Source organism: Mesorhizobium sp. B283B1A, assembly GCF_020165735.1.
Classification (GTDB): Bacteria; Pseudomonadota; Alphaproteobacteria; order Rhizobiales; family Rhizobiaceae; genus Mesorhizobium; species Mesorhizobium opportunistum.
Genome location: NZ_JAIUIQ010000013.1, coordinates 144701 through 168023 on the forward strand (window position 1 = coordinate 144701; position 23323 = coordinate 168023).

Consider the following 23323-nt stretch of genomic DNA (forward strand, 5'->3'; position numbering starts at 1 on the left):
GATAACGGCCCGCTGGTACCAGAGTTGCGCCTGCCGAGAAAGCCGGGCAGGCGGAGCGACAAATTGCGGAGTTGTCGCAGTCCGTTACCTGTATTCCCGGTCTATGTCAGCCAGATGCCGGAAATCCGGGCTTTGTCGGGCGCTATGGCGCCTTTATAGCCCCATGGTTCGATCCTGCGAAACATAAAGTGATCGACGGGTTCAATCCGAGCGGTGCTCAGGCGATCTCATGCCGCCAGGGCGGGTTGGCGCCTGCCCGCGACACCGTCACCGCCGCCGCCTTGGCGCCGAGCGCCAGCGCCTTGCGGATGGCGTCCTGCGACAGTCCAGCGATTGCCGCCTTCGTCAGCAGGCCTTGTTCGTGCAGGGAGGCAAGGATGCCGGCGTTGAACGTGTCGCCCGCACCGACCGTGTCGACCACCTCGACCTTCTCCGGCACCACGGTGACGGCATGATCCTTGGTGTAGCCGACGGCGCCTTCGCTGCCATGGGTGACGACGATCAGCTTCGGGCCGCGGTCGAGCCAGTTGCGCACGACATCCTCGTGCGAACCCGCCTCGCCAAACCAGTTCAGGTCCTCGTCCGAGAGTTTCACGATGTCGGCCATCGCCATCATGGCGCGGATGCGCCGGAGATGCTTTGCCTTGTCCGGAATGAAGTTCGGCCGGATGTTGGGATCGAGCATCATGACGCGGCTCTCATGCTCGCGTTTCATGAACGCCTCATAGGCGCTGCCGGCCGGCTCCGAAATCAGGCTGATCGCGCCGAACAGCATGGCCTCGATCTCGCTGCCCAATATCGGCAGGTCGTCGATGGTCAGCATGCGCCCGGCGGTGTTCTCGTCATAGAATGTGTAGGTCGCCTGGCCGTTGTCCAGCCGCACGAAGGCAAGGGTGGTCGGGCGAGGGGAGGTGTGCGCATAGGTGGAACTGACTTTGCTCGCCCCCAGCGCATCGCGGAACTGGCCGCCGAAAAGATCCGACGACAGGCCCGAAAAGAAGCCTGCCGGCGCGCCGAGGCGGCCAAGCGCGATCGCGGAATTGAACACGGCGCCGCCGACATAGGGCGCAAAGGCCGGTTCACCCTGCGTCGTGGTGCGCGGCAGCATGTCGATCAGGGCTTCGCCGCAGCAGAGGATCATGGCTTCCTGGTCTCCGGCGGATAGATCACGCCCTTGCGGATGATGATGTTGGCGTAAAGCCGCGGCTCGCTTGTGGCGACGATGGCATGCGCCAATTTGACCCGTGCATAGAAGTCGGCGCCGGCCAGCGCAACCACCTTGCGGCCCGGCGCGCGTCTGGCACAGATCGCCTCGATCTCGTGATGAACGGGGTCGGCAAGCGACGGATCGCCCTTCACGGAGGCGCGAAACAGCGCCTCAGCTACTGCGTCGTCGACCGGCAGGATACTGAGGATGGCATCGAGCACCGGGATGAGGGGATGACCATCGGCCCGGATTAGGCGTCTAGCGTGCTCTTCGGCCGGATAATTTCCGTCGACAAGGGCGATCTCGTCGCCGTGGCCCATGGCGCGCAATGTCGACAAAAGGTCCGGACCGAGCAGCGCCGGGATTCCGATCAGCATTCAGGCGCTCCTGGAAATCGTCGTCGAGCCGATCAGGAAACGTTCGGAAAGCGGCAGGCTGGCGCCGCCGAGCGCGCGGGCATGGATGCCGACGGTTCCCTCGCGAACGGCGGGAAGTTTCAGGCCTTCGCCATCGATTGCCGCAATGGCGTCGACGACGGCATCGACCAGCCGGCGGCGCACCGCGTTCGGCATCCAGCCGTCGATCACCGCCGCCTCGAAATCGATGACAGAGGATGCCGCCACGATAGCATAGGCAAGCGCCCGCGCGGCGCTGGCGATCCAGTCGTCGAGCTCTGCGCCGATCTCGCCCCAGTCCTCGGGCGAGGTCCACAGATGCGAGGCCTCGACGCCACGATCATTGAGCGCCTTTTCCAGCATGGCGATCGAGGCCACGTCGATCAACTGGGTCGGCTTTCCGTCCGGGCCAGGCACAGGCATGGAGCCGAGCGCGCCGGCGTTGCCGGTCGGACCGCCGAACAGCCGGCCGTTGAGGACGATGCCGCCGCCGGCGAAGGCGCCGATGTAGAAATAGACGAAATCACGCGCTCCCCCCGCCTGACCGAAAACGAGTTCGGCGCCGCAGGCCGAGGTGGCGTCGTTCTGCAGATAGACCGGAAAATCGCACTGCGCCTGGATGTCGGCCTTGATGTCGCGGTGGCGCCATTCGTCCATGACATCGCGCGGCGCGCCGGCGGTGTCGGCCCAGTTCCACAGTTCGAACGGCATGGCGATGCCGAGCCCGGCAATGCGCTTGTCTTGCTCGGGCTTCAATTCGCCGCGCATCTTCTTCATGCCTGATGTGACGAACTCGACCGTCTCGCGCGGTGCCGGATAGCGATAGGAGTGCTGCAGCATCGAGCGCACATGCCCAAGAAAATCGATCAGCACGAGTTCCGCGCTGCGGCGGCCGATCTTGAGGCCGATGAAGAAGGCACCTTCAGGATTGAGCGCCATCGGGATGGAGGGCTGGCCGATCTTGCCGCGCAACGGTGCCTGGCGGACGAGCAGGCCTTCTTCCTCGAGTTCGCGCATGATGACCGAAACCGTCTGCGCCGAAAGTCCGGTCATGCGGGCGATGTCGGACTTCGCCAGGCTGCCATGCTGCCGCACCAACGAGAGCACTAGCCGCTCGTTGTGATCGCGCATGCCGCTCTGGTTGGTGCCGCGGTGAATAAGGCTGTCATTCGCATCGGGCGAACCATGCCTCGCAGTGGCGGTCTCCACCCTGTTCCTCCCGTCGTTTCCCCAGAATGCTTTTGGGCCAGAATGAGCGAGCAGAGCAAGACTGTCAATAATAAATAAGAGTGATTTAATTATTGACAGGGGCCTCGGTCTGGTGTCTGTTTGGGACAGCGTCCACGCTGGGAGAAATTCGTTGGATGCGCTGTTGGTGCCGGTTGGCCGGCACCCGGATGGTTCCACTGGGAGGAAGATCGTGACCAATACAAAACTGTTGAAATCGACCGTGTTTGCCGCAACTACCCTCGGTCTGATGGCGTTTGCCTCGTCTGCGTCCGCAGCTGGCGTCGGCGCTTGCCTGATCACCAAGACCGACACCAACCCCTTCTTTGTCAAAATGAAGGAAGGCGCGACCGCAAAGGCCAAGGAACTTGGTGTCGACCTCAAGACCTACGCCGGCAAGATCGACGGCGACAGCGAGAGCCAGGTGGCGGCGATCGAAAGTTGCATTGCCGACGGCGCCAAGGGCATCCTGATCACCGCATCCGACACCAAGGGCATCGTACCAACGGTGAAGAAGGCGCGTGACGCCGGCGTGCTGGTGATCGCGCTCGACACGCCGCTCGATCCGATCGACGCGGCGGATGCCACCTTCGCCACCGACAATCTCGAGGCCGGCAAGCTGATCGGCGCCTGGGCCGCCGCGACGCTCGGCGACAAGGCCAAGGACGCCAAGATCGGCTTCCTCGACCTGACGCCGTCGCAGCCTACCGTGGACGTGCTGCGCGACCAGGGCTTCATGATGGGCTACGGCATCGACGTGAAGGACCCCAACAAGATCGGCGACGAAACCGATCCGCGCATTGTCGGCCACGACGTCACCAACGGCAATGAGGAAGGCGGCCGCAAGGCGATGGAGAACCTGCTTCAGAAGGACTCCGGCATCACCGTCATCCACACCATCAACGAGCCGGCCGCTGTCGGTGCTTACCAGGCGCTCAAGGCCGTCGGCCTTGAAAAGCAGGTGCTGATCGTCTCGGTCGACGGTGGCTGTCCCGGCGTGAAGTCGGTTACAGAAGGCGTGATCGGCGCGACATCTCAGCAGTATCCGCTGCAGATGGCGGCGCTCGGCATCGAGGCGATCGCAGCCTTCGCCAAGGACGGAACCAAGCCGAAGCCGACCGAAGGCAAGAATTTCTTCGATACCGGCGTCAATTTGGTGACCGACAAGCCGGCCACTGGCGTCAAGTCCATCGACACCAAGGAAGGCCTCGCCAAGTGCTGGGGCTGATGCCGGTCTGACCGGCAATTACCGAACCTGAGCGGTCGGGGCTTGATCCCCGGCCGCTTCGGGTGGACGATGGGTCGCGTGACCGCGAACAATCCCGGCAGCAGACCGGAAAGGCGTGGACGGGCGTCAGCGTTTGGCTGATCCCTCACGGGGAGGAAACATGGCTCAAGCTCAGGAATTCGAGAAGGTTCTCTCGGGCAGTGACACAAGCGTCGCCGCCTTTGACGAGCACAAATCGGCCGTCAAGCGCATCCAGCATTTCCTGCATTCAACGCCGGCCGCTGTGCCGCTGATCGTGCTGGTCCTATCGATCATTATCTTCGGCATCACCATCGGCGGGCGCTTCTTCTCGTCCTACACGCTAACATTGATCCTGCAGCAGATTGCTATCGTCGGCATCCTGGGCGCCGCGCAGACGCTGGTCATCCTGACTGCCGGCATCGACCTGTCGATCGGCGTGATCATGGTGATTTCAGCCGTGATCATGGGCAATTGTGCGGTCAGCTACGGTATGCCGGCCATTCTCGCCGTAACGATCGGGCTCGCCGCGGGCGCGGCCTGCGGGCTGCTGAACGGGCTGCTGGTCGCGTACATGAAACTGCCGCCCTTCATCGTGACGCTTGGCACCTGGAACATCGTCATGGCCACGAACTTCATCTATTCGGCCAATGAGACGATCCGCGACACCGACGTCGACACCCAGGCACCGCTGCTGCATCTGTTCGCCATGAGCTTCAAGATCGGCACGGCGGTGCTGACGCTTGGCGTCATAGCCACAGTCGTGCTCGTAATGATCCTCTGGTACGTGCTCAATCACACGGCATGGGGCCGCCATGTCTACGCCGTCGGTGATGACCAGGAGGCGGCGAAACTCTCGGGCATCCAGACCAAGAAGGTGCTGATGACGGTTTATACCCTTGCCGGGTTGATCGCCGCTTTCGCTGCCTGGGTCTCCATCGGCCGCAACGGCTCGATCTCGCCTTCGTCAGCGGTCACCGACTACAATCTGCAGGCCATCACCGCCACGGTGATCGGCGGTATTTCCCTGTTCGGTGGGCGCGGCTCAATCCTGGGCACACTGTTCGGCGCGATGATCGTCGGCGTCGTCTCCATGGGCCTCAACATGCTCGGCGCCGATCCGCAATGGAAAGTGCTGCTTACCGGTGTGCTGATCATCGGCGCCGTGGCGATCGACCAATGGATCAGAAAGGTTTCGGCATAGTCATGACCGAGGAACCCATCCTTACCGCGCGCGGTCTGATCAAACGCTACGGTCGCGTCACCGCGCTCGACAATGCCGATTTCGACCTCTATCCCGGCGAAATTCTCGCCGTCATCGGCGACAATGGCGCCGGCAAGTCGTCGCTTATCAAGGCGATTTCCGGCGCGGCCGTGCCGGACGAAGGCGAGATCCGACTCGAAGGCAAACCCGTCGCCTTCAAGTCGCCGATGGAGGCCCGCGAAGCCGGTATCGAGACGGTCTACCAGAACCTGGCGCTGTCACCGGCCCTGTCGATCGCCGACAACATGTTTCTCGGCCGTGAGATCCGCAAACCCGGCTTCCTCGGCCAGTGGCTGCGCATGCTCGACCGCCCGGCAATGGAAAAGCGCGCCCGCGACAAGCTCACCGAGCTCGGCCTGATGACCATCCAGAACATCAGCCAGGCGGTGGAAACGCTCTCGGGCGGCCAGCGCCAGGGTGTCGCGGTGGCGCGCGCCGCTGCGTTCGGCAGCCGCGTGGTGATCATGGACGAGCCGACGGCCGCACTTGGTGTCAAGGAGAGCCGCCGCGTGCTCGAATTGATCCTCGACGTCAAGAAGCGCGGCCTGCCGATCGTGCTGATCTCCCACAACATGCCGCATGTTTTCGAGGTGGCGGACCGCATCCACATCCATCGCCTCGGCCGTCGCCTCTGCGTCATCGATCCCAAGCAGTATACGATGTCCGATGCTGTCGCCTTCATGACCGGTGCGAAGGCTCCTCCGGAGGCGGCGCTGGCAACCTGAATTGCCAAATTGCCGCAGGGTAAGCTGGCGGCCGTTTGTCTAAATCGATTGAATATATGTTGCGATGCGGTAACAAGGGCTGGGATGAATGGTGAAAGCCGGTATGATCGTGGCAACCGCACGAGAGGCAGCATGACGCGCGCGATGACATCCGAACCCCTTCCGCCACTGCTCGAAAATCCTGATCCGATGACGCTCGCAAGGGAAGTCTTGATGGCCCTCAAATACAGGGTCGGCAAGGACACCACCGTCGCGACCCAGTACGACTGGCTCACCGCCTCGATCAAGGTCGTGCGCGACCGCATCGTCGATCACTGGATGCAGGCAACCAGAGAGGCCTACGACCAGCAGGAAAAGCGCGTCTATTATCTGTCGCTGGAGTTCCTCATCGGCCGCCTGATGCGCGACGCCTTTTCCAATCTCGGCCTGATGGACAACATGCGCGAAGCGCTGTCGTCGCTCGGCGTCGACCTTGATCTGATCGCGGCGCTCGAACCCGATGCCGCGCTCGGCAATGGCGGCCTTGGCCGGCTCGCCGCCTGCTTCATGGAAAGCATGGCGACAGTCGACATTCCGGCGCATGGCTACGGCATCCGCTACGCCAACGGCATGTTCCGCCAGGAGATCCACGACGGCTGGCAGGTCGAACTGCCCGAGACCTGGCTCGATCACGGCAACCCCTGGGAGTTCGAGCGCCGCGAACGCGCCTTCGAGGTCGGCTTCGGCGGCGCGGTGGAATCGATCACCTCGAAGGACGGACGGCTCGAGCGCCATGTCTGGAAGCCGACCGAGCATGTCCTGGCGGTCGCCTACGACACGCCGGTCGTCGGCTGGCGGGCAAACCGTGTCAACACGCTGCGGCTCTGGTCGGGCATGCCGATCGACCCGATCCTGCTCAACAAGTTCAATGCCGGCGACCACATCGGCGCGCTGGCCGAAAGCAACAAGGCGGACGCGCTGTCTCGCGTGCTCTATCCGGCCGATTCCCACATGGCCGGGCAGGAGCTCAGGCTGCGGCAGGAATATTTTTTCTCCACCGCATCGCTGCAGGACATCGTCCAGCGCCATCTCAGCCAGTATGGCGACCTCAAGTCGCTGCCCGACAAGGCGGCGATCCACTTGAACGACACCCATCCGGCGATCGCCGTTCCCGAGCTGATGCGGCTGTTGATGGATGTCCACGGCATGGACTTCGACCTCGCCTGGGACATCACCAAGCGCACCTTTGGCTACACCAACCACACGCTTCTTCCCGAGGCGCTGGAAAGCTGGTCGGTGCCGCTGTTCGAGCGGCTGTTGCCGCGCCACATGCAGATCGTCTACGCCATCAACGCGCAGGTTCTGCTCGAAGCCCGCGCGACCGACCAGTTCTCGAACGAGCAGATCAGCCGTATCTCGCTGATCCAGGAAAATGGCGACCGCCGCGTGCGCATGGGCAACCTTGCCTTTGTCGGCTCGCACTCGATCAACGGCGTCTCGGCGCTGCATACCGAGCTGATGAAGGAAACGGTGTTCGCCGACCTGCACAGGCTCTATCCCGATCGTATCAACAACAAGACCAACGGCATCACGCCGCGGCGGTGGCTGATCCAGTGCAATCCCGGGCTGACGTCGCTTGCCCGCGAGGCGATCGGTGACCGTTTTCTCGATGACATCGACGCCATCAAGGGGCTCGATGCCTTCGCCGACGATGCCGTCTTTCGCGACAAGTTCGCCGCCGTCAAGCGGCAGAACAAGGTGCGGCTGGCCAATCTCGTCGCCGACCGGCTCGGCATCAAGGTCGACCCTTCGGCGCTGTTCGACATCCAGATCAAGCGCATCCACGAATACAAGCGCCAGCTCCTGAACATCCTCGAGGCGGTGGCGCTTTACGACCAGATCCGCTCGCATCCGGAGCGGGACTGGATGCCGCGCGTGAAATTCTTCGGCGGCAAGGCGGCGCCCAGCTATCACAACGCCAAGCTGATCATCAAACTCGCCAACGACGTCGCCAGGGTCATCAACCGCGATCCGGCCGTTCGCGGCCTGCTGAAAGTGGTGTTCGTGCCGAACTACAATGTCAGCCTGGCCGAAATCATGATGCCCGCCGCCGACCTGTCCGAGCAGATCTCGACCGCCGGCATGGAAGCGTCCGGCACCGGCAACATGAAGTTCGCGCTGAACGGCGCATTGACCATCGGCACGCTCGATGGCGCCAATGTCGAGATCAAGGAGTGCGTCGGCGACGACAACATCTTCATCTTCGGCCTCACCACCGCCGAAGTCGCCGAGCGGCGCAACAATGGCTACAATCCACGCGGCGTCATCGAAGCGTCGCCGGAACTGGCGCAGGCCGTGGCCGCTGTCTCATCGGGCGTCTTCTCGCCCGATGATCCCGACCGCTACCGCGACCTCGTCAACGGCCTCTATGACAGCGACTGGTTCATGGTCGCCGCCGATTTCGACGCCTACGCCGCCGCTCAGCGTGAGGTCGACGCCGTCTGGCGCAACAGTCCGGACTGGTATGCCAAGGCGATCCGCAACGTCGCGCGCGTCGGCTGGTTCTCGTCCGATCGCACGATCCGTCAATACGCGAAAGAAATCTGGAACGTGCCTGCCTGATGTGATTGCATGAGGCCACGAGCAATGTGGTCCCGGTGATGCGGGTTGAAAGTCAGTTCGCATCACCAGAAACAAAACACCTGGTGCCCTGGGAGGGACACTGCCTGATGAGGAAGCCGCGCGCGACCGCTGCGACAAGCGGGCCGGACGGACTGGCGCCAGCCAGCGATGTTGCGGCGATTGTTGCCGGCACGCACGGAGATCCGTTCGCTGTCCTCGGTGTCCATGAGGTCGGCAAGGGCCTGTTTGCCCGTTGCTTCGTTCCGAATGCTGAATTCGTCACCGCCTACACGCTGACCGGCATCAAGGCCGGTGAGCTGGCCAGGCGGGACGATGCCGGTTTCTTTGAAGGCAAGCTGTCGATCAAGAAGCGGCAGCCGCTGCGCTACCACGCGCGCAATGCCGGCGGCGACTGGTGGCTGACCGACCCCTATTCGTTCGGCCCGGTACTCGGTCCGATGGACGACTACTATATCGCTGAGGGTTCGCACCTCCGGCTGTTCGACAAGCTCGGCGCCCATGTCATCGAGCACGAGGGCGCCACCGGCGTGCATTTCGCCGTATGGGCTCCAAATGCCCGGCGCGTCTCGGTGGTCGGCGATTTCAACGATTGGGACGGCCGCCGCCACTCGATGCGCGATCGCCGCGATACCGGCATCTGGGAGGTGTTCATTCCCGATATCGGCGCCGGCCGGCCCTACAAATACGAGATCATCGGCCCCGACGGCGTCAGGCTGCCGCTGAAGGCCGATCCTTTCGCCTTGAAGTCCGAACTGCGCCCGGCCACCGCTTCGGTCGTCGCCGTGCCGCCCGCCCATCAGTGGGGCGACGAGGCGCATCGCACGTTCTGGCGCAACGCCGATCCCCGGCGCGAGGCCATCTCGATCTACGAGGTCCACGCCGGCTCCTGGCAGCTTCGCGACGATGGCACGTTCCTGTCATGGGACGAACTGGCCGATCGGCTGATCCCCTATGCCGTCGAGACCGGCTTCACCCACATCGAGTTCCTGCCGATCTCCGAACATCCCTATGATCCGTCCTGGGGCTACCAGACGACCGGCCTCTACGCGCCATCGGCCCGCTTTGGCGATCCTGACGGCTTTGCCCGCTTTGTCGACGGCGCCCACCGTGCCGGCATCGGCGTCATCCTCGACTGGGTGCCGGCGCATTTTCCGGTCGACGAGCACGGGTTGGTCCATTTCGACGGCACCGCGCTCTATGAGCATGCCGATCCGCGCAAGGGCTTTCACCCCGACTGGAACACCGCGATCTACAATTTCGGCCGCCGCGAGGTGGTGTCGTTCCTGGTCAACAACGCGCTGTTCTGGGCCGAAAAATACCATGTCGACGGACTGCGCGTCGATGCGGTCGCCTCAATGCTCTACCTCGACTATTCACGCAAGCAAGGTGAGTGGATCCCCAACGAGAAGGGCGGCCGCGAGAACCTGGAAGCTGTCTCCTTTCTGCAGAAGATGAACAAGGAGGTCTACGGCCACCATCCAGGCGTCATGACCATCGCCGAGGAATCGACCTCATGGCCGAAGGTCTCGGCGCCCGTGCATGAAGGCGGGCTTGGCTTCGGCTTCAAGTGGAACATGGGCTTCATGCACGACACGCTGGAGTATTTCGCCAAGGAGCCGATCTTCCGCAAGCACCACCACAACGACCTGACCTTCGGCCTGACCTATGCTTTCTCGGAGAATTTCGTGCTGCCGCTCTCGCATGACGAGGTCGTGCACGGCAAGGGCACGCTGCTTGGCAAGATGGCCGGCGACGACTGGCAGAAATTCGCGACGTTGCGTGCCTATTACGGCTTCATGTGGGGTTATCCCGGCAAGAAGCTCTTGTTCATGGGACAGGAATTCGCGCAGCGCCGCGAATGGAGCGAGGCGCGCGCGCTGGACTGGAACCTGCTCGATTTCCGCCCGCATCGCGGCGTCTGGCAGACGGTGCGCGATCTCAACTATCTCTACCGTTCGCGCCCGGCGCTGCACGGCCGTGACTGCGAGCCGGAAGGCTTCTCCTGGCTGATCGTCGATGACAGCCAGAATTCGGTTTTTGCCTGGGTACGCAACGCGCCGGGCGGCAGCCCGGTGGCCGTCATCTCCAATTTCACGCCGGTGCCGCGCGACAATTATCGCGTGCCGTTGCCGAAGGCCGGCAAGTGGCGCGAGATCATCAACACCGACGCGTCCGAATATGGCGGCTCCGGCATGGGCAATGGCGGCTTGGTCGAGGCAAGGGCGGAGGGCAAAAGCATCTCGGCAACGATGCTCTTGCCGCCGCTGTCGACGATCATGCTTGAACTCGTAGCCGGCTGAGCCCGTCAAGGCGGGGCAACAGGGCGAGACTGAGTAACTTGGGAGGGTAGAAATGGCAGACTTGAAACGGACCCAGCCGCTGGCGCGCGATGCCATGGCCTACGTATTGGCCGGCGGCCGCGGCAGCCGCCTCAAGGAACTGACCGACCGGCGCGCCAAGCCGGCTGTCTATTTCGGCGGCAAGACGCGCATCATCGATTTCGCGCTCTCCAATGCGCTCAATTCCGGCATCCGCCGCCTTGGCGTCGCCACCCAATACAAGGCGCATTCGCTGATCCGCCATTTGCAGCGCGGCTGGAACTTCCTGCGGCCCGAACGAAACGAAAGCTTCGATATCCTGCCTGCCAGCCAGCGCGTGTCGGAAACGCAGTGGTATGAAGGCACGGCCGACGCCGTCTACCAGAACATCGACATCATCGAGGCCTACGGCCCCGAATACATGGTCATCCTCGCCGGCGACCACATCTACAAGATGGACTATGAGCTGATGCTGCGCCAGCATGTCGACGCCGGCGCCGATGTCACCGTCGGCTGCCTTGAAGTGCCGCGCATGGAAGCGACCGGGTTCGGCGTCATGCATGTCGATGCCAAGGACAACATCATCGCCTTCGTCGAAAAGCCCGCCGACCCGCCCGGCATTCCCGACAAGCCCGAGTTTGCCCTGGCCTCGATGGGCATCTACGTGTTCAAGACCAAGTTCCTGATGGAACAACTGCGCCGCGACGCCGCCGAGCCCGGCTCGAGCCGCGACTTCGGCAAGGACATCATCCCCTATATCGTCCAGCACGGTAAGGCGATCGCCCACCGCTTCGCCAAGTCCTGCGTGCGCTCGACCGCCGAGAACGAGGCCTACTGGCGCGATGTCGGCACGGTCGATGCCTATTGGGAAGCCAATATCGATCTGACCGACGTGACGCCCGAACTCGACCTCTATGATCGCGACTGGCCGATCTGGACCTATGCCGAGTTGAAGCCGCCGGCAAAGTTCGTCCATGACGAGGACGGCCGCCGTGGCTCGGCCGTGTCCTCGCTGGTCTCGGGCGACTGCATCGTCTCCGGCGCTTCGCTGAAGAGAAGCCTGATCTTCACCGGCGCGCGCATCAATTCCTATTCGACGCTGGAGGAAGTCGTCATGCTGCCCGACGTTCATGTCGGCCGGAACGCAAAGTTGAAGCGCGTGGTCATCGACCATGGTGTTAGGATACCGGAAGGGCTGGTGGTGGGCGAAGACCCAACTCTCGACGCCAAGCGTTTTCGGGTCTCGGAAAAAGGCATCTGCCTGGTCACGCAGGACATGATCGACAAGCTGAAGCTGTAGACACAAAATCGGACCATAAACGCATGCAGGTTCTGTCGGTCACGCCAGAGATCTTCCCGCTGATCAAGACCGGCGGACTTGCCGATGTGACTGGTGCGCTTCCCATCGCGCTGGCGGCCAAGGGCGTGAGCATGCGCGCGCTCATGCCGGGCTTTCCGAGCGTGATGGCCGCCTTCAAGAAAAAAAAGGCTGTCCTGCAATACCCCTTGCTGCAAGGCGGCAAGGCTTCCGTCCATTCCATCCAGCTTGCCGGCCTCGAACTGTTCGTGCTCGACGCGCCGCATTTGTTCGATCGCCCCGGCGGTCCCTATGGCGATGCCAGCGGTGGCGACTGGCCGGACAATTGGCGGCGCTTCGCGGCATTGAGCCAGGTCGGCGGCGACATCGCCGGCGGCGCCATCTCCGGTTACCAGCCCGACATCGTCCACGCCCATGACTGGCAGTCGGCGATGACGCTGGCTTATATGCGCTACGGCAAGGCGGTCGGCGTGCCCTCGATGATGACCGTCCACAACCTCGCCTTCCAGGGCCAGTTCGGCGCCGGCATCTTCGGCGAGCTTGGCTTGCCGGCGGCGGCTATGGCGCTCGATGGCGTCGAATATTATGGCGGCGTCGGCTTTCTCAAGGCCGGCCTGCAGGCCGCCTGGGCGATCACCACGGTCAGCCCGACCTATGCGCAGGAAATCCGCTCGCCGGAATTCGGCATGGGCCTCGACGGGCTCATCAACATGCGTTCCAGCGATCTCTATGGCATCGTCAACGGCATCGACGTCGGCATCTGGGATCCGGAAACCGACAAGCACCTGGTGTCGAACTACACCGCCGAAACACTCGATGCGCGCACGCCTAATCGGGCAGCGGTTGAGGCGCGCTTCAGTCTGGAGCCCGACGGCAGCCCGATTGTCTGCGTCGTCAGCCGCCTGACCTGGCAAAAGGGCATGGATATCTTGGCAATGGCGGTCGACGGCATCGTTGCGACCGGGGCGCGCCTGGCCATACTGGGCTCGGGCGATGCCGGCCTTGAAGGTGCGCTGCTCGCCGCCGCCGCACGCCACCGTGGCCGTATCGGCGTCGTCGTCGGCTATGACGAGGCGCTGTCTCACATCATGCAGGGTGGCTGCGACGCCATCGTCATTCCCTCGCGCTTCGAACCCTGTGGGCTGACGCAGCTTTATGGCCTGCGCTATGGCTGCGTGCCGGTGGTCGCCCGCACCGGCGGCCTGGCGGACACGGTCATCGATGCCAACGAGGCCGCCGTGTCGGCCGGCGTCGCCACCGGCTTCCAGTTCGCTCCCAACAATGGCGGCGCCTTGCTGCACGCCATGCGTCGTCTCGTCGATGCACATGCCGATCCGGCGATCTGGAAATCGCTGCAGCGCCAGGGCATGAAGGCCGATGTGTCATGGGACAAGAGCGCGGAAAAATACATTGAACTCTATCGCTCGCTGCTTTCGAAAAGGGTTGCCTGAAGCATGATCCGTACCTTCCCCACCAAACCCTATCTAGACCAGAAGCCAGGCACGTCGGGCCTGCGCAAGAAGGTGCCCGTGTTCCAGCAGGAGCACTATGCCGAGAATTTCATCCAGTCGATCTTCGACGCGCTCGACGGGTTCAAGGACAAGACCCTGGTGATTGGCGGCGACGGCCGCTTCTACAACCGCGAGGTCATCCAGAAGGCCATCGCCATGGCAGCCGCCAACGGCTTCGGCAAGGTGATGGTCGGGCAGGGCGGTATCCTGTCGACGCCCGCCGCCTCGCACGTCATCCGCAAATACAAGACCTTCGGCGGCATCATCTTGTCGGCCAGCCACAATCCCGGCGGTCCGCACGAGGATTTCGGCATCAAGTACAATGCCGGCAATGGCGGCCCGGCGCCTGAAAAGCTGACCGATGCGATCTTCGCCAAGACCAAGGCGATTTCGACCTTCAAGACCGCCGACATCGATCCGATCGACATCGACACGATAGGCACGGTCAAAGCCGCCGGCATGACGGTCGAGATCATCGATCCGGTCGCCGACTATGCCGAGCTCATGGAAAGCCTGTTCGACTTCGATGCGCTGCGCAAGCTGTTCAAGTCTGGCTTCCGCATGCGCTTCGACGCCATGCATGCGGTGACCGGCCCTTACGCCAAGGAAATCCTCGAAAACCGGCTCGGCGCTCCGAACGGCACCTGCCGCAACTTCAAGCCGCTGCCGGATTTCGGCGGCCATCATCCGGACCCGAACCTGGTCCATGCCAAGCACCTCTATGACGAGATGATGGGCGCCGACGCACCGGATTTCGGTGCTGCTTCCGACGGTGACGGCGATCGCAATCTGATCATCGGCAAGGGCATTTTCGTCACCCCATCGGATTCGGTGGCGATGCTCGCCGCCAATGCCCGCCTGGCGCCGGGCTACAAGGACGGGCTGAAGGGCATCGCCCGCTCGATGCCGACCAGCGGTGCTGCCGACCGCGTCGCCGAAAAACTCGGCATCGGCATCTACGAGACGCCGACCGGCTGGAAGTTCTTCGGCAATCTGCTGGATGCCGGCATGGCGACGATCTGCGGCGAGGAGAGCGCCGGCACCGGCTCCAACCATGTGCGTGAAAAGGACGGCCTGTGGGCGGTGCTGTTGTGGCTCAACATCCTCGCCGCGCGCGGCGAAAGCTGCAAGCAGGTGGTCACCGAGCACTGGGCGGCCTATGGGCGCAACTACTATTCGCGCCACGACTATGAGGAGGTCGAGAGCGACCGTGCCAACGCGTTGGTCGACGAGTTGCGCGCCAAGCTCGGTTCGCTGCCCGGCACCAGCGTGCGTGGCCTGAAGATCGCCAATGCCGACGACTTCGCCTATCACGATCCCGTCGACGGCTCGACCAGCGAGCACCAGGGCATCAGGGTGCTGTTCGAAGGCGGCTCGCGCGTCGTCTTCCGGCTCTCCGGCACCGGCACCTCGGGCGCGACCTTGCGCGTCTATATCGAGCGCTACGAGCCGGACAAGGCGAGGCACGATCTCGACACGCAGGAAGCGCTCGCCGACCTGATCGCGGCGGCCGACGACATTGCCGGGATCAAGAGCCACACCGGCCGCAACAAGCCGAGCGTGATTACTTGAGAACGGTGCTGCGCGTTTTCCTTCTTCCCCTGTGGGAGAAGGGGGAGCCTGCATGATCCAACTCGGCGCCACCGTCACCCGTGACGGCATCCGCTTCGCCGTCTGGTCCTCGTCGGCGAGGCGCCTCTGGGTGTCGATCTTCGATCGTGCGGGCTACCACGAGACCGACCGGCTTGAACTCCAGCCGGAAGGACAGAGCGTCCACGCACTCTTCGTCTCCGGTCTCGCCGCCGGCACGCGCTATGGCTTTCGCGCCGACGGCGATTATGCGCCTGAGCAAGGGCGGTGGTTCGACCCAGACAAGCTGTTGACCGATCCCTATGGTATCGAAATCGATCGGCCCTATGCCTATCACTGGCGGCTTGCCGCGCGGCGCAACGAAGGTGCCGACACGGCATCATTGATGCCGAAGACCGTGGCGCTCGCGCTGTCCAGGCCGATGCCGGCCCGGGCGCCTGTCTTTTCGCCGGGTGGGCTGATCTATGAACTGAACGTTCGCTCGTTCACCAAGCTGCATCCGGACATTCCGGAAGAGCAGCGCGGTACGATCGCGGCACTTGCTCATCCTGTCATCATCGAGCATCTCAAAAAGCTCGGCGTCGCCGCCGTCGAACTGATGCCGGTGACGGCGTCGATCGACGAGCGGCATCTGCCGCCGCTGGGGTTGAGCAATGCCTGGGGCTACAATCCCGTCACCTTCATGGCGCTCGACCCGCGCCTGGCGCCCGGCGGCCTGGCTGAATTGCGCGACGCGGTCGCGGCACTGCGTGAGGCCGGTATCGGCACCATCCTCGACCTCGTCTTCAACCACACGGGGGAAAGCGATCGGCTGGGGCCGACCCTGTCGCTGCGCGGCCTCGACAATCAAGCCTACTACCGGCACCAGCCGGATGGCAGGCTGGTCAATGACACCGGCACCGGAAACACGGTCGCCTGCGACCACCCGGTGGTGCGGGAAATGGTGCTCGACACGCTTCGCCATTTCGTCCGCCATGCCGGCGTCGACGGTTTCCGCTTCGATCTGGCGCCGGTGCTGGGCCGCGTCGACGGCGCGTTCGATGCGGCCGCGCCGTTGCTCGGGGCGATCGCCGGCGATCCTGTCCTTGCCGACCGCGTGTTGATCGCCGAACCGTGGGACATCGGTCCCGACGGCTATCAGCTCGGCAATTTCCGGCCGCCTTTCCTTGAATGGAACGATCGCTACCGCGACGACGCCAGACGCTTCTGGCGCGGCGATGCCGGCATGATCGGTGGGCTGGCGACGCGGCTTGCCGGCTCGTCCGATATTTTCGGCAAGGGCGGCCAGCCGACCAGCCGCAGCGTCAATTTCATCGCCGCGCATGACGGCATGACGCTGGCCGACATCGTTGCCTATGAGCGCAAGCACAACGCGGCCAATGGCGAGCAGAACCGCGACGGTCACAACGACAATTTGTCCTGGAACAATGGCGCCGAGGGCGAGACGGACGACACGGCGATCGCCAAGGCGCGCTTCGACGACCGGTGCGCGCTGCTTGCGACGCTTTTCGCCTCGCGCGGAACGATCATGCTGACCGCAGGCGACGAATTCGGCCGCACACAGAAGGGCAACAACAACGCCTACGCGCAGGAAAACGCGATCACCTGGCTCGACTGGGCAGGCCGCGACCAGGCGCTGGAGCGATACACCTCGGCGCTCGCGGCACTTCGCCGCGCCGTTCCTGCCTTGTCGGACACGCATTTGCTGACGGGTGAGGTGGCCGAGTCTTCAGGCATCCCCGACGTCGCCTGGCTGGCGGAAACCGGCGCGCCGCTTGCCGAGGCGGACTGGAATGATCCCGCCCGGCATCGCCTCGTCATGCTGCTGGGCGATGCCGGGGGCGGCCGCCTTGCCATCATGGTCAACGGCGATCGCCGTCAATGCGTCTTCACTCTGCCAGTACGGGAAGGGTTCCGATGGCAGCCGGCGATCGAAACGCAGGCGATCGACCTTGCACGCCCGCTGCCGGGCCGCAGTGTGAGTTTTATGACAGAGCATCGGATCGAAAAGTGGCAACCGGTTTTCGGGCAATCCGATGCGGAAAAAATTGGTCCGCGCCGGCCCGGCAAGAGCCACGACAGGAAGGGTTCGTGATGGCTGACGACAATTCCGGGCAGGGCGCGGAATGGTGGCGCGGCTGCGTCATTTATCAAGTCTATCCGCGCTCCTTCCAGGACACGACAGGCGACGGCAGCGGCGATCTCAGGGGCATCACGGCAAGGCTGGCCCACATCGCCTCGCTTGGCGTCGATGCCGTCTGGCTGTCGCCCTTCTTCAAGTCGCCGATGGCCGATATGGGCTACGACGTTTCGGATTATCGCGCCGTCGATCCGATGTTCGGCACACTGGAGGATTTTGACGCGCTGGTCGCCGAGGCGCATCGGCTGGGTCTGAAGATCATCATCGACCAGGTGCTGTCGCACTCGTCCGACAAGCATGAATGGTTCATCGAAAGCCGTTCAAGCCGCGACAATCCCAAGGCTGACTGGTACGTCTGGGCCGATACGAAACCCGATGGCAATGCACCCAACAACTGGCTGTCCGTCTTCGGTGGCCCGGCCTGGGAGTGGGATTCGACCCGGCGGCAATATTACCTGCACAATTTCCTCGCCTCGCAGCCGGATTTGAATTTCCACAACCCGGAGGTCCAGGACGCGCTTCTGGACACGGTGCGGTTCTGGCTGGAGCGTGGCGTCGACGGTTTCCGGCTCGACACGGTCAATTACTATGTCCACGACCGCTGGCTGCGCAGCAATCCGCCTTTGGCGTCGAGCGTCGCCGGCACCAACGGCGAGACCAACACCTATCTTTACCAGGAGCATATGTTCGACAAGACGCAACCGGAGAACCTTGCCTTCCTCAGGCGTTTCCGGGCGCTGCTGGACGAGTATGAGGACCGCGCCGCGGTCGGCGAGATCGGCGATGAAGGCCGTTCCCTGCAGACGCTCGCCGCCTACACCTCCGGCGGCGACATGCTGCAGATGTGCTACACGTTCGATTTGCTCGGTCCGCAGTTTTCAGCGGCGCATGTGCGCGGCTGCGTCGCGGCCTTTGAAAATGCGGTGGCCGATGGCTGGGTCTGCTGGGCCTTCTCCAACCATGACGTGGTGCGCCACGTCAGCCGCTGGACGCCGCCGGACGGCGCCCCCGACGCGGTGGCCAGATTCTCGATCATGCTGCTCGCCTGCCTGCGCGGCTCGATCTGCCTCTACCAGGGCGAGGAACTCGGCCTGGAGGAGGCCGAGCTTGCTTATGAGGATTTGCGCGATCCCGTCGGCATCCGCTTCTGGCCCGGTGTGAAGGGCCGGGATGGCTGCCGCACGCCGATGGTCTGGGAGGCTGGGGTCGACAATGCCGGCTTCTCCACCGGCAGGCCCTGGCTGCCGGTGCCGGCGAGCCATCGCGCCCGCGCGGTCGATGTGCAGAACAGCGACGAGCAATCGGTGCTGTCCGCCTATCGCTCGGCGCTCGCCTTGCGCAAACGGCATTCGGCGCTGGTCGGCGGTTCGATCCACTTCCTTGACGCCGAGGGTGACGTGCTCGCCTTCATCCGCGAAGCAGGCGGGGAGAGGCTGCTCTGTGTCTTCAATTTCGCCGGGGAGGCGACAAATTGGCCGCTGCCGCCGGACATTGGTCCGGTCGCCGTTGTGTTGGATGGCACTGCTGCAGTCGAGGGAGAAGCGCTTTCGCTGCCGGCTCTCGGTCGCTTCCTCGGTCGGCTCGACTGATTGGCGGTCTTTGCGCCAAGCGATCCGCTTGGCGCAAATGCCTTACTGAACGAGCACCGCGCGTCCGCAGATCGCGCCGGTGACACGCACGTCGGCCTGGCCGACGCCGACACCCAGCGCTGACAGCACATTGTAAAGCAGGTCGTCGACCGGCGCCGTGACAGTGTTAAGCAGGGTCACCACCGCCGGCTTCACCGTTCCAAGCAGCGCGGTCAGATCGATGCCGAGACCAAGCGCATTGACCGAAAGCGACAGGTTGTTGACCAGCGACGTGGTCAGCGACTGCGAGATATTTCGTGTCGAAACGGTCTTGATCGTCTTGTTGGCGATGTCGGTCGCGTTGAACGTCAAGGTTTGCGGGCTGTTGTTGGTGATCGCGGTCGCGGCCGAACCCATCACCTTGATCAGCGGGATGTTGATCAGCAGGAGCTTGAAGCTCACATTCGCGATCTCGGCGTCGGTGAAGGTCTGTGGCTGGCTGAAATCCGCGAAGCCGGAGGGATTGTTGCTGTTGGCCAGGTTGAGCCGGGCAATACCGGGATGCGCGGCAATGGAAACACTGATGCTGGACGGTCCTGCCGGACAAGTGATGTCGGTCAGCTTGGCTTCGGCATAGGCGACTTCGACATTGAGCGGCAGGTTGACGGCCAGCAGGCTGATGCCGCCGCCGAGACCTGGTGTGCCGACACCGACGGACGCCGTCAGTTTGATGCGCGTCTGGGCCGTTCGAACGACAGTGCCGATGCCGCCGACCGCGAGCCATGGCGAGGATTGCGCCGGCTCGCCAATGGCGATGCTGAGCTTGGTGGAAAGCAATCCCGGGATGGTGGCGCCGAGATCGATGTCGGCCTGGTTGGTGCCGTTCGCGAGCACTGCGGCGGCGGTCAGCATTCCCATCGCGCTTGCGTCCACGCCAAGGCCGGACGGCTGTTGCCCGAGCCCCAGGCTGCCAATGGAACCAAGGTCGACAAGACTGCTGAGCGGGATCTTGACCGTGCTCGTCGACTTGGACGCAATGCTCTGCAGCGCGATCTTTGCCGTGTTGCCGAGGCCGGGGACGTTGGCCATTGCGGTGGCGATCTGGCCCACCGTCGCCTTCGAGGCCAGGACGTTCGAATAGGTACCGCCGGTCACGTTCAATTGTGTGGCGAGCGCACTGATGAAGGAAAGCACGCTGACATCGGCCGAAATCAGCCCGTTATAGTCCATGACGCTGAGCGAGATGTTGCCGCCGAGAAGTCCGCTCAAAAGCGCATTGAGGATGCCGCCATTGACGCCGAGCAGCCTCGACCCGACCGAGAATGTCGCCTGCGGCGTCATGCTGGCCGTGGCTTGGGTGCCGATCACCGGTGTGGGGATGAGCGAACTGGCGAAATAGCGGGCGGGGATTTTCGCCAGCGTGACACGCACTGCATTGTAGGGGGTCACCCCCGCCTGGAAGCGCTGGGTGACAGTGGCGGTCGATGAGGCATATCGGCCTTGCGTGACCGTCACCACCGTCTTGCCGACCGCCGGGGCAATGGTCTGGCCGGAAGCTTGAACGACGACGCCTGGCATGCCGTTATCGGTGAGCGTGGTGACGACTGCCGTGTTGACATTGTTGATGTTCGAGGCCGCGGTGATCGCCGCCAGGTCGACCATCGCCTGGGCTTCCCGGCGCTCAGTGTAGATCGAGGCCTCGTCGATCGCCACCGCCGCCAGCGCCAATGCGACCGGAGCGATCAGTGCCGTCATCACGGCGAAATTCGCCTTGCTGTCTCCCACCATCGACCGTGCAAGCCGGCCGATGCCCTTGCCCGCCCGCATCGGCATTTTCAGATCCCTCCGACCCTGATCGTCGACTGGCGTTTGATCGTGGTCCCGGGCATCGCTATGCCCGGGAAGAGATTCCAGATCGGCAGGTTGCGCGCATCGTACGAGACGGACACCACGAACTGGCTGCCGTCGGCCACGCTGTCATTGGCCTGGTAGGACAGTTTGCTGGCGTCCACGAAGGGATAGCCGGCGGCGTTGTTGGTGAGGAATGCGGCCACCAGCGTCTGGCGCTCGGTCTGGTTCAACCCGGCGATCGCCGTCCGGGCGGCGTCGGCCGCAATCTGCTGAATAGAGCTGGCGGCTCCGAAATAGATGCCGTATGCAACCATTCCGAGCAAGAGAAGGATGAACAGCGGTGACAACAGAGCGAACTCGACCGCTGAAGTTCCCGAAGCGTCCATTCGGAACGCACGCCTTCGGACCTTGGAAATGAGGATCTGAACCATGATACCAGCATGCCAAAGTTCGCATGCAGAAAGCGAAAACCCTGGGTGCAATCAGGGGGTGCATGCGATTGAAAAAGCCGCTCTAAATTAGGCGTTGCTTCTTCAGCTATACTGATTGACTTAGGGTCAATCAGTACTCGGTTGAAAAGAGCTTACCTCCTGTCTAGTCTCCTGCCACCAGCTGCCGGGGGGAACCGGCGGCGCGCTCGAAGGGGCCAGCCATCGGCTCCGGGGCGTCAACACTTAGAGGCGCGCCGACGGCAGCGCCGACAGGGAGAACTTCATGCTGAAAAACATGCTGAAGGCGACGGTTTTCGCCACGACCATGGCAGTGACCGCCGGCACTTTCTACACGCCGGCTTTCGCCGAAATTGTCTACAACCGCGGCACCGCTGCAGAATCAGAATCCGTCGACCCGCACAAGACCTCGACGGTTTATGAAGCCAATGTCCTGCGCGACCTGTTCCAGGGCCTCGTCATGCAGGACGAGAAGGCGAACCTCATTCCTGGCGCCGCCGAGAGCTGGACGGTATCGGACGACGGCACCGTCTATACCTTCAAGCTGCGCAAGGACGGCATGTGGTCGGACGGCAGCCCGGTGACGGCGGACGATTTCGTCTACGCGTTCCATCGATTGGAAGACCCGGCGACGGGCGCCGAATACGCCTCGATGCTTTATCCGGTAAAGGGTGCGGAGGACGTCAACACCAAGAAGGGCAAGCCTGAGGACATGGGTGTCAAGGCGATCGACGCCAACACCCTGGAGGTGACGCTGAAGGCGCCGACGCCTTACTTCCTGGAGATGCTGACCCACCAGGCGACCTATCCGGTCAGCAAGGCCTCCATCGAAAAGCTCGGCGCCGATTGGATCAAGCCCGGCAATCTTGTCTCGAACGGGGCCTATACGCTGGCCGAATGGGTTCCCAACGACCACATGAAACTGGTCAAGAATCCGAAATTCTGGGACGCCGCGACCGTCAAGTTCGACGTGGTCAACTACATCCCCACCGAAGACCGCTCATCGGCGATGAAGCGCTTCGAGGCCGGCGAACTCGACAGCTATGACGACCTGCCGACCGAACAGCTCGCCGATCTCAAGACCAAGTTCGGCGACCAGATCCACGTCGGTCCATATCTCGGCACCTACTATTACGCGATCAAGACCGACAAGGCGCCTTGGAACAATCCCGAGCTGCGCAACGCCATCTCGATGGCGATCGACCGCGACTTCCTGGCCGAAAAAGTCTGGCAGAACTCGATGCTGCCTGGCTATTCGATGGTGCCTCCGGGCATCGAGGGCTATACGCCGGCAGTGGCCAAATATGCCGACATGCCGCAGATCGACCGTGAGGACGCAGCCAAGAAAATCCTCGAGAAGCTCGGCTACACGCCGGAGCATCCGCTGAAGATGGAAATCCGCTATAACACCTCGGAGAACCACAAGAACACCGCGGTCGCCATCCAGGAACAGCTGAAGCCGCTCGGCGTCGACGTCACCCTGCTCAACACCGACACCAAGACCCACTATTCCTTCCTCGAGCAGAAGGGCGACTATGACGTGGCCCGTGCCGCCTGGATCGCCGACTACAAGGATCCCGAAACCTTCCTCGGCATCTCGCGCAAGGCGAGCGGCAACAACTACTCGAACTACGACAGCCCGGCCTATGAGGCGGCCATGGACAAGGCCGCGGCCGCCGGCGGCAAGCCCGAAGAGCGCATGAAGGAGCTCTCCGAGGCCGAGCGCATCCTGGTCGACGATGTCGGCCAGATTCCGCTTCTCTACTACAGCTACCACGACATCGTTTCCTCGAAGCTGCATGGCTTCGTCGACAACGTGATGGATGTGCATCCGTCGCGCTTCGTCAGCAAGGACTGATCCCTGGCCAGGCCCGGGGGGGGGGGGGGGGGCG

At 63.2% G+C, this 23323-nt stretch carries 16 protein-coding genes; 11 read left to right on the top strand and 5 right to left on the bottom strand.

What is annotated here, in order from left to right:
* Positions 1–217 precede the first annotated feature (217 nt).
* The 3 genes from LB577_RS13960 to LB577_RS13970 are packed head-to-tail and all read right to left on the bottom strand — an operon-like array spanning position 218 to position 2811.
* Positions 218–1141 carry a carbohydrate kinase family protein gene (locus LB577_RS13960; protein ID WP_224687114.1) on the bottom strand — a complete coding sequence of 308 codons (924 nt, stop codon included), beginning with the start codon at positions 1139–1141 and terminating at the stop codon, positions 218–220.
* Positions 1138–1584: an RbsD/FucU family protein gene (locus tag LB577_RS13965; RefSeq protein WP_224687115.1), complete on the bottom strand. Its 447-nt coding sequence runs from the start codon at positions 1582–1584 to the stop codon at positions 1138–1140. The genes LB577_RS13960 and LB577_RS13965 overlap by 4 nt, the downstream gene beginning before the upstream one ends.
* A complete protein-coding gene (locus LB577_RS13970) occupies positions 1585–2811 on the bottom strand; it encodes an ROK family transcriptional regulator (protein WP_224687116.1) in 1227 nt (408 codons plus the stop codon).
* 268 nt (positions 2812–3079) lie between these two features.
* Between LB577_RS13970 and LB577_RS13975 the strand changes: the two genes are divergently transcribed.
* The 10 genes from LB577_RS13975 (at position 3080) to LB577_RS14020 (ending at position 19152) form a co-directional block, all read left to right on the top strand.
* Complete coding sequence (locus tag LB577_RS13975) at positions 3080–4057, top strand: sugar ABC transporter substrate-binding protein (RefSeq protein ID WP_411969262.1); 978 nt, start codon at positions 3080–3082, stop codon at positions 4055–4057.
* Positions 4058–4217: 160 nt separating this feature from the next.
* Entirely contained in the window at positions 4218–5279 is a 1062-nt protein-coding gene (locus tag LB577_RS13980; protein ID WP_023777263.1) for an ABC transporter permease, read from the top strand.
* Positions 5255–6064 carry an ATP-binding cassette domain-containing protein gene (locus LB577_RS13985; protein ID WP_224687117.1) on the top strand — a complete coding sequence of 270 codons (810 nt, stop codon included), beginning with the start codon at positions 5255–5257 and terminating at the stop codon, positions 6062–6064. The genes LB577_RS13980 and LB577_RS13985 overlap by 25 nt, the downstream gene beginning before the upstream one ends.
* 132 nt (positions 6065–6196) lie before the next feature.
* On the top strand, positions 6197–8665 hold the full coding sequence (locus tag LB577_RS13990; protein ID WP_224687118.1) for a glycogen/starch/alpha-glucan phosphorylase: 2469 nt from the start codon (positions 6197–6199) through the stop codon (positions 8663–8665).
* Between the two features lie 107 nt (positions 8666–8772).
* The gene (gene glgB, locus LB577_RS13995; protein ID WP_224687119.1) at positions 8773–10986 is read left to right on the top strand and encodes a 1,4-alpha-glucan branching protein GlgB; all 2214 of its coding nucleotides are present in this window, start codon (positions 8773–8775) and stop codon (positions 10984–10986) included.
* A gap of 52 nt (positions 10987–11038) precedes the next feature.
* A complete protein-coding gene (gene glgC, locus LB577_RS14000) occupies positions 11039–12304 on the top strand; it encodes a glucose-1-phosphate adenylyltransferase (RefSeq protein ID WP_224687120.1) in 1266 nt (421 codons plus the stop codon).
* 23 nt (positions 12305–12327) lie between these two features.
* Positions 12328–13773: a glycogen synthase GlgA gene (glgA, locus tag LB577_RS14005; protein WP_224687121.1), complete on the top strand. Its 1446-nt coding sequence runs from the start codon at positions 12328–12330 to the stop codon at positions 13771–13773.
* Positions 13774–13776: 3 nt separating this feature from the next.
* Positions 13777–15405 carry an alpha-D-glucose phosphate-specific phosphoglucomutase gene (locus LB577_RS14010; protein WP_224687122.1) on the top strand — a complete coding sequence of 543 codons (1629 nt, stop codon included), beginning with the start codon at positions 13777–13779 and terminating at the stop codon, positions 15403–15405.
* A gap of 52 nt (positions 15406–15457) precedes the next feature.
* Positions 15458–17518 carry a glycogen debranching protein GlgX gene (gene glgX / locus LB577_RS14015; protein ID WP_224687123.1) on the top strand — a complete coding sequence of 687 codons (2061 nt, stop codon included), beginning with the start codon at positions 15458–15460 and terminating at the stop codon, positions 17516–17518.
* Positions 17518–19152 (top strand): alpha-glucosidase family protein, encoded by a 1635-nt coding sequence (locus LB577_RS14020; protein ID WP_224687124.1) that lies wholly within the window; start codon positions 17518–17520, stop codon positions 19150–19152. The genes glgX and LB577_RS14020 overlap by 1 nt, the downstream gene beginning before the upstream one ends.
* Before the next feature lie 42 nt (positions 19153–19194).
* Here the strand turns inward: LB577_RS14020 and LB577_RS14025 are convergent, their stop codons facing one another.
* Positions 19195–20964, bottom strand: coding sequence for a TadG family pilus assembly protein (locus LB577_RS14025; protein WP_224687125.1), 1770 nt, complete (start codon positions 20962–20964; stop codon positions 19195–19197).
* A gap of 2 nt (positions 20965–20966) precedes the next feature.
* Positions 20967–21413 (bottom strand): TadE/TadG family type IV pilus assembly protein, encoded by a 447-nt coding sequence (locus LB577_RS14030; RefSeq protein ID WP_023764417.1) that lies wholly within the window; start codon positions 21411–21413, stop codon positions 20967–20969.
* A gap of 283 nt (positions 21414–21696) precedes the next feature.
* On the opposite strand from LB577_RS14030, the gene LB577_RS14035 reads away from it, so the two are divergent.
* The gene (locus LB577_RS14035; RefSeq protein WP_023777272.1) at positions 21697–23289 is read left to right on the top strand and encodes a peptide ABC transporter substrate-binding protein; all 1593 of its coding nucleotides are present in this window, start codon (positions 21697–21699) and stop codon (positions 23287–23289) included.
* Positions 23290–23323: the final 34 nt, after the last annotated feature.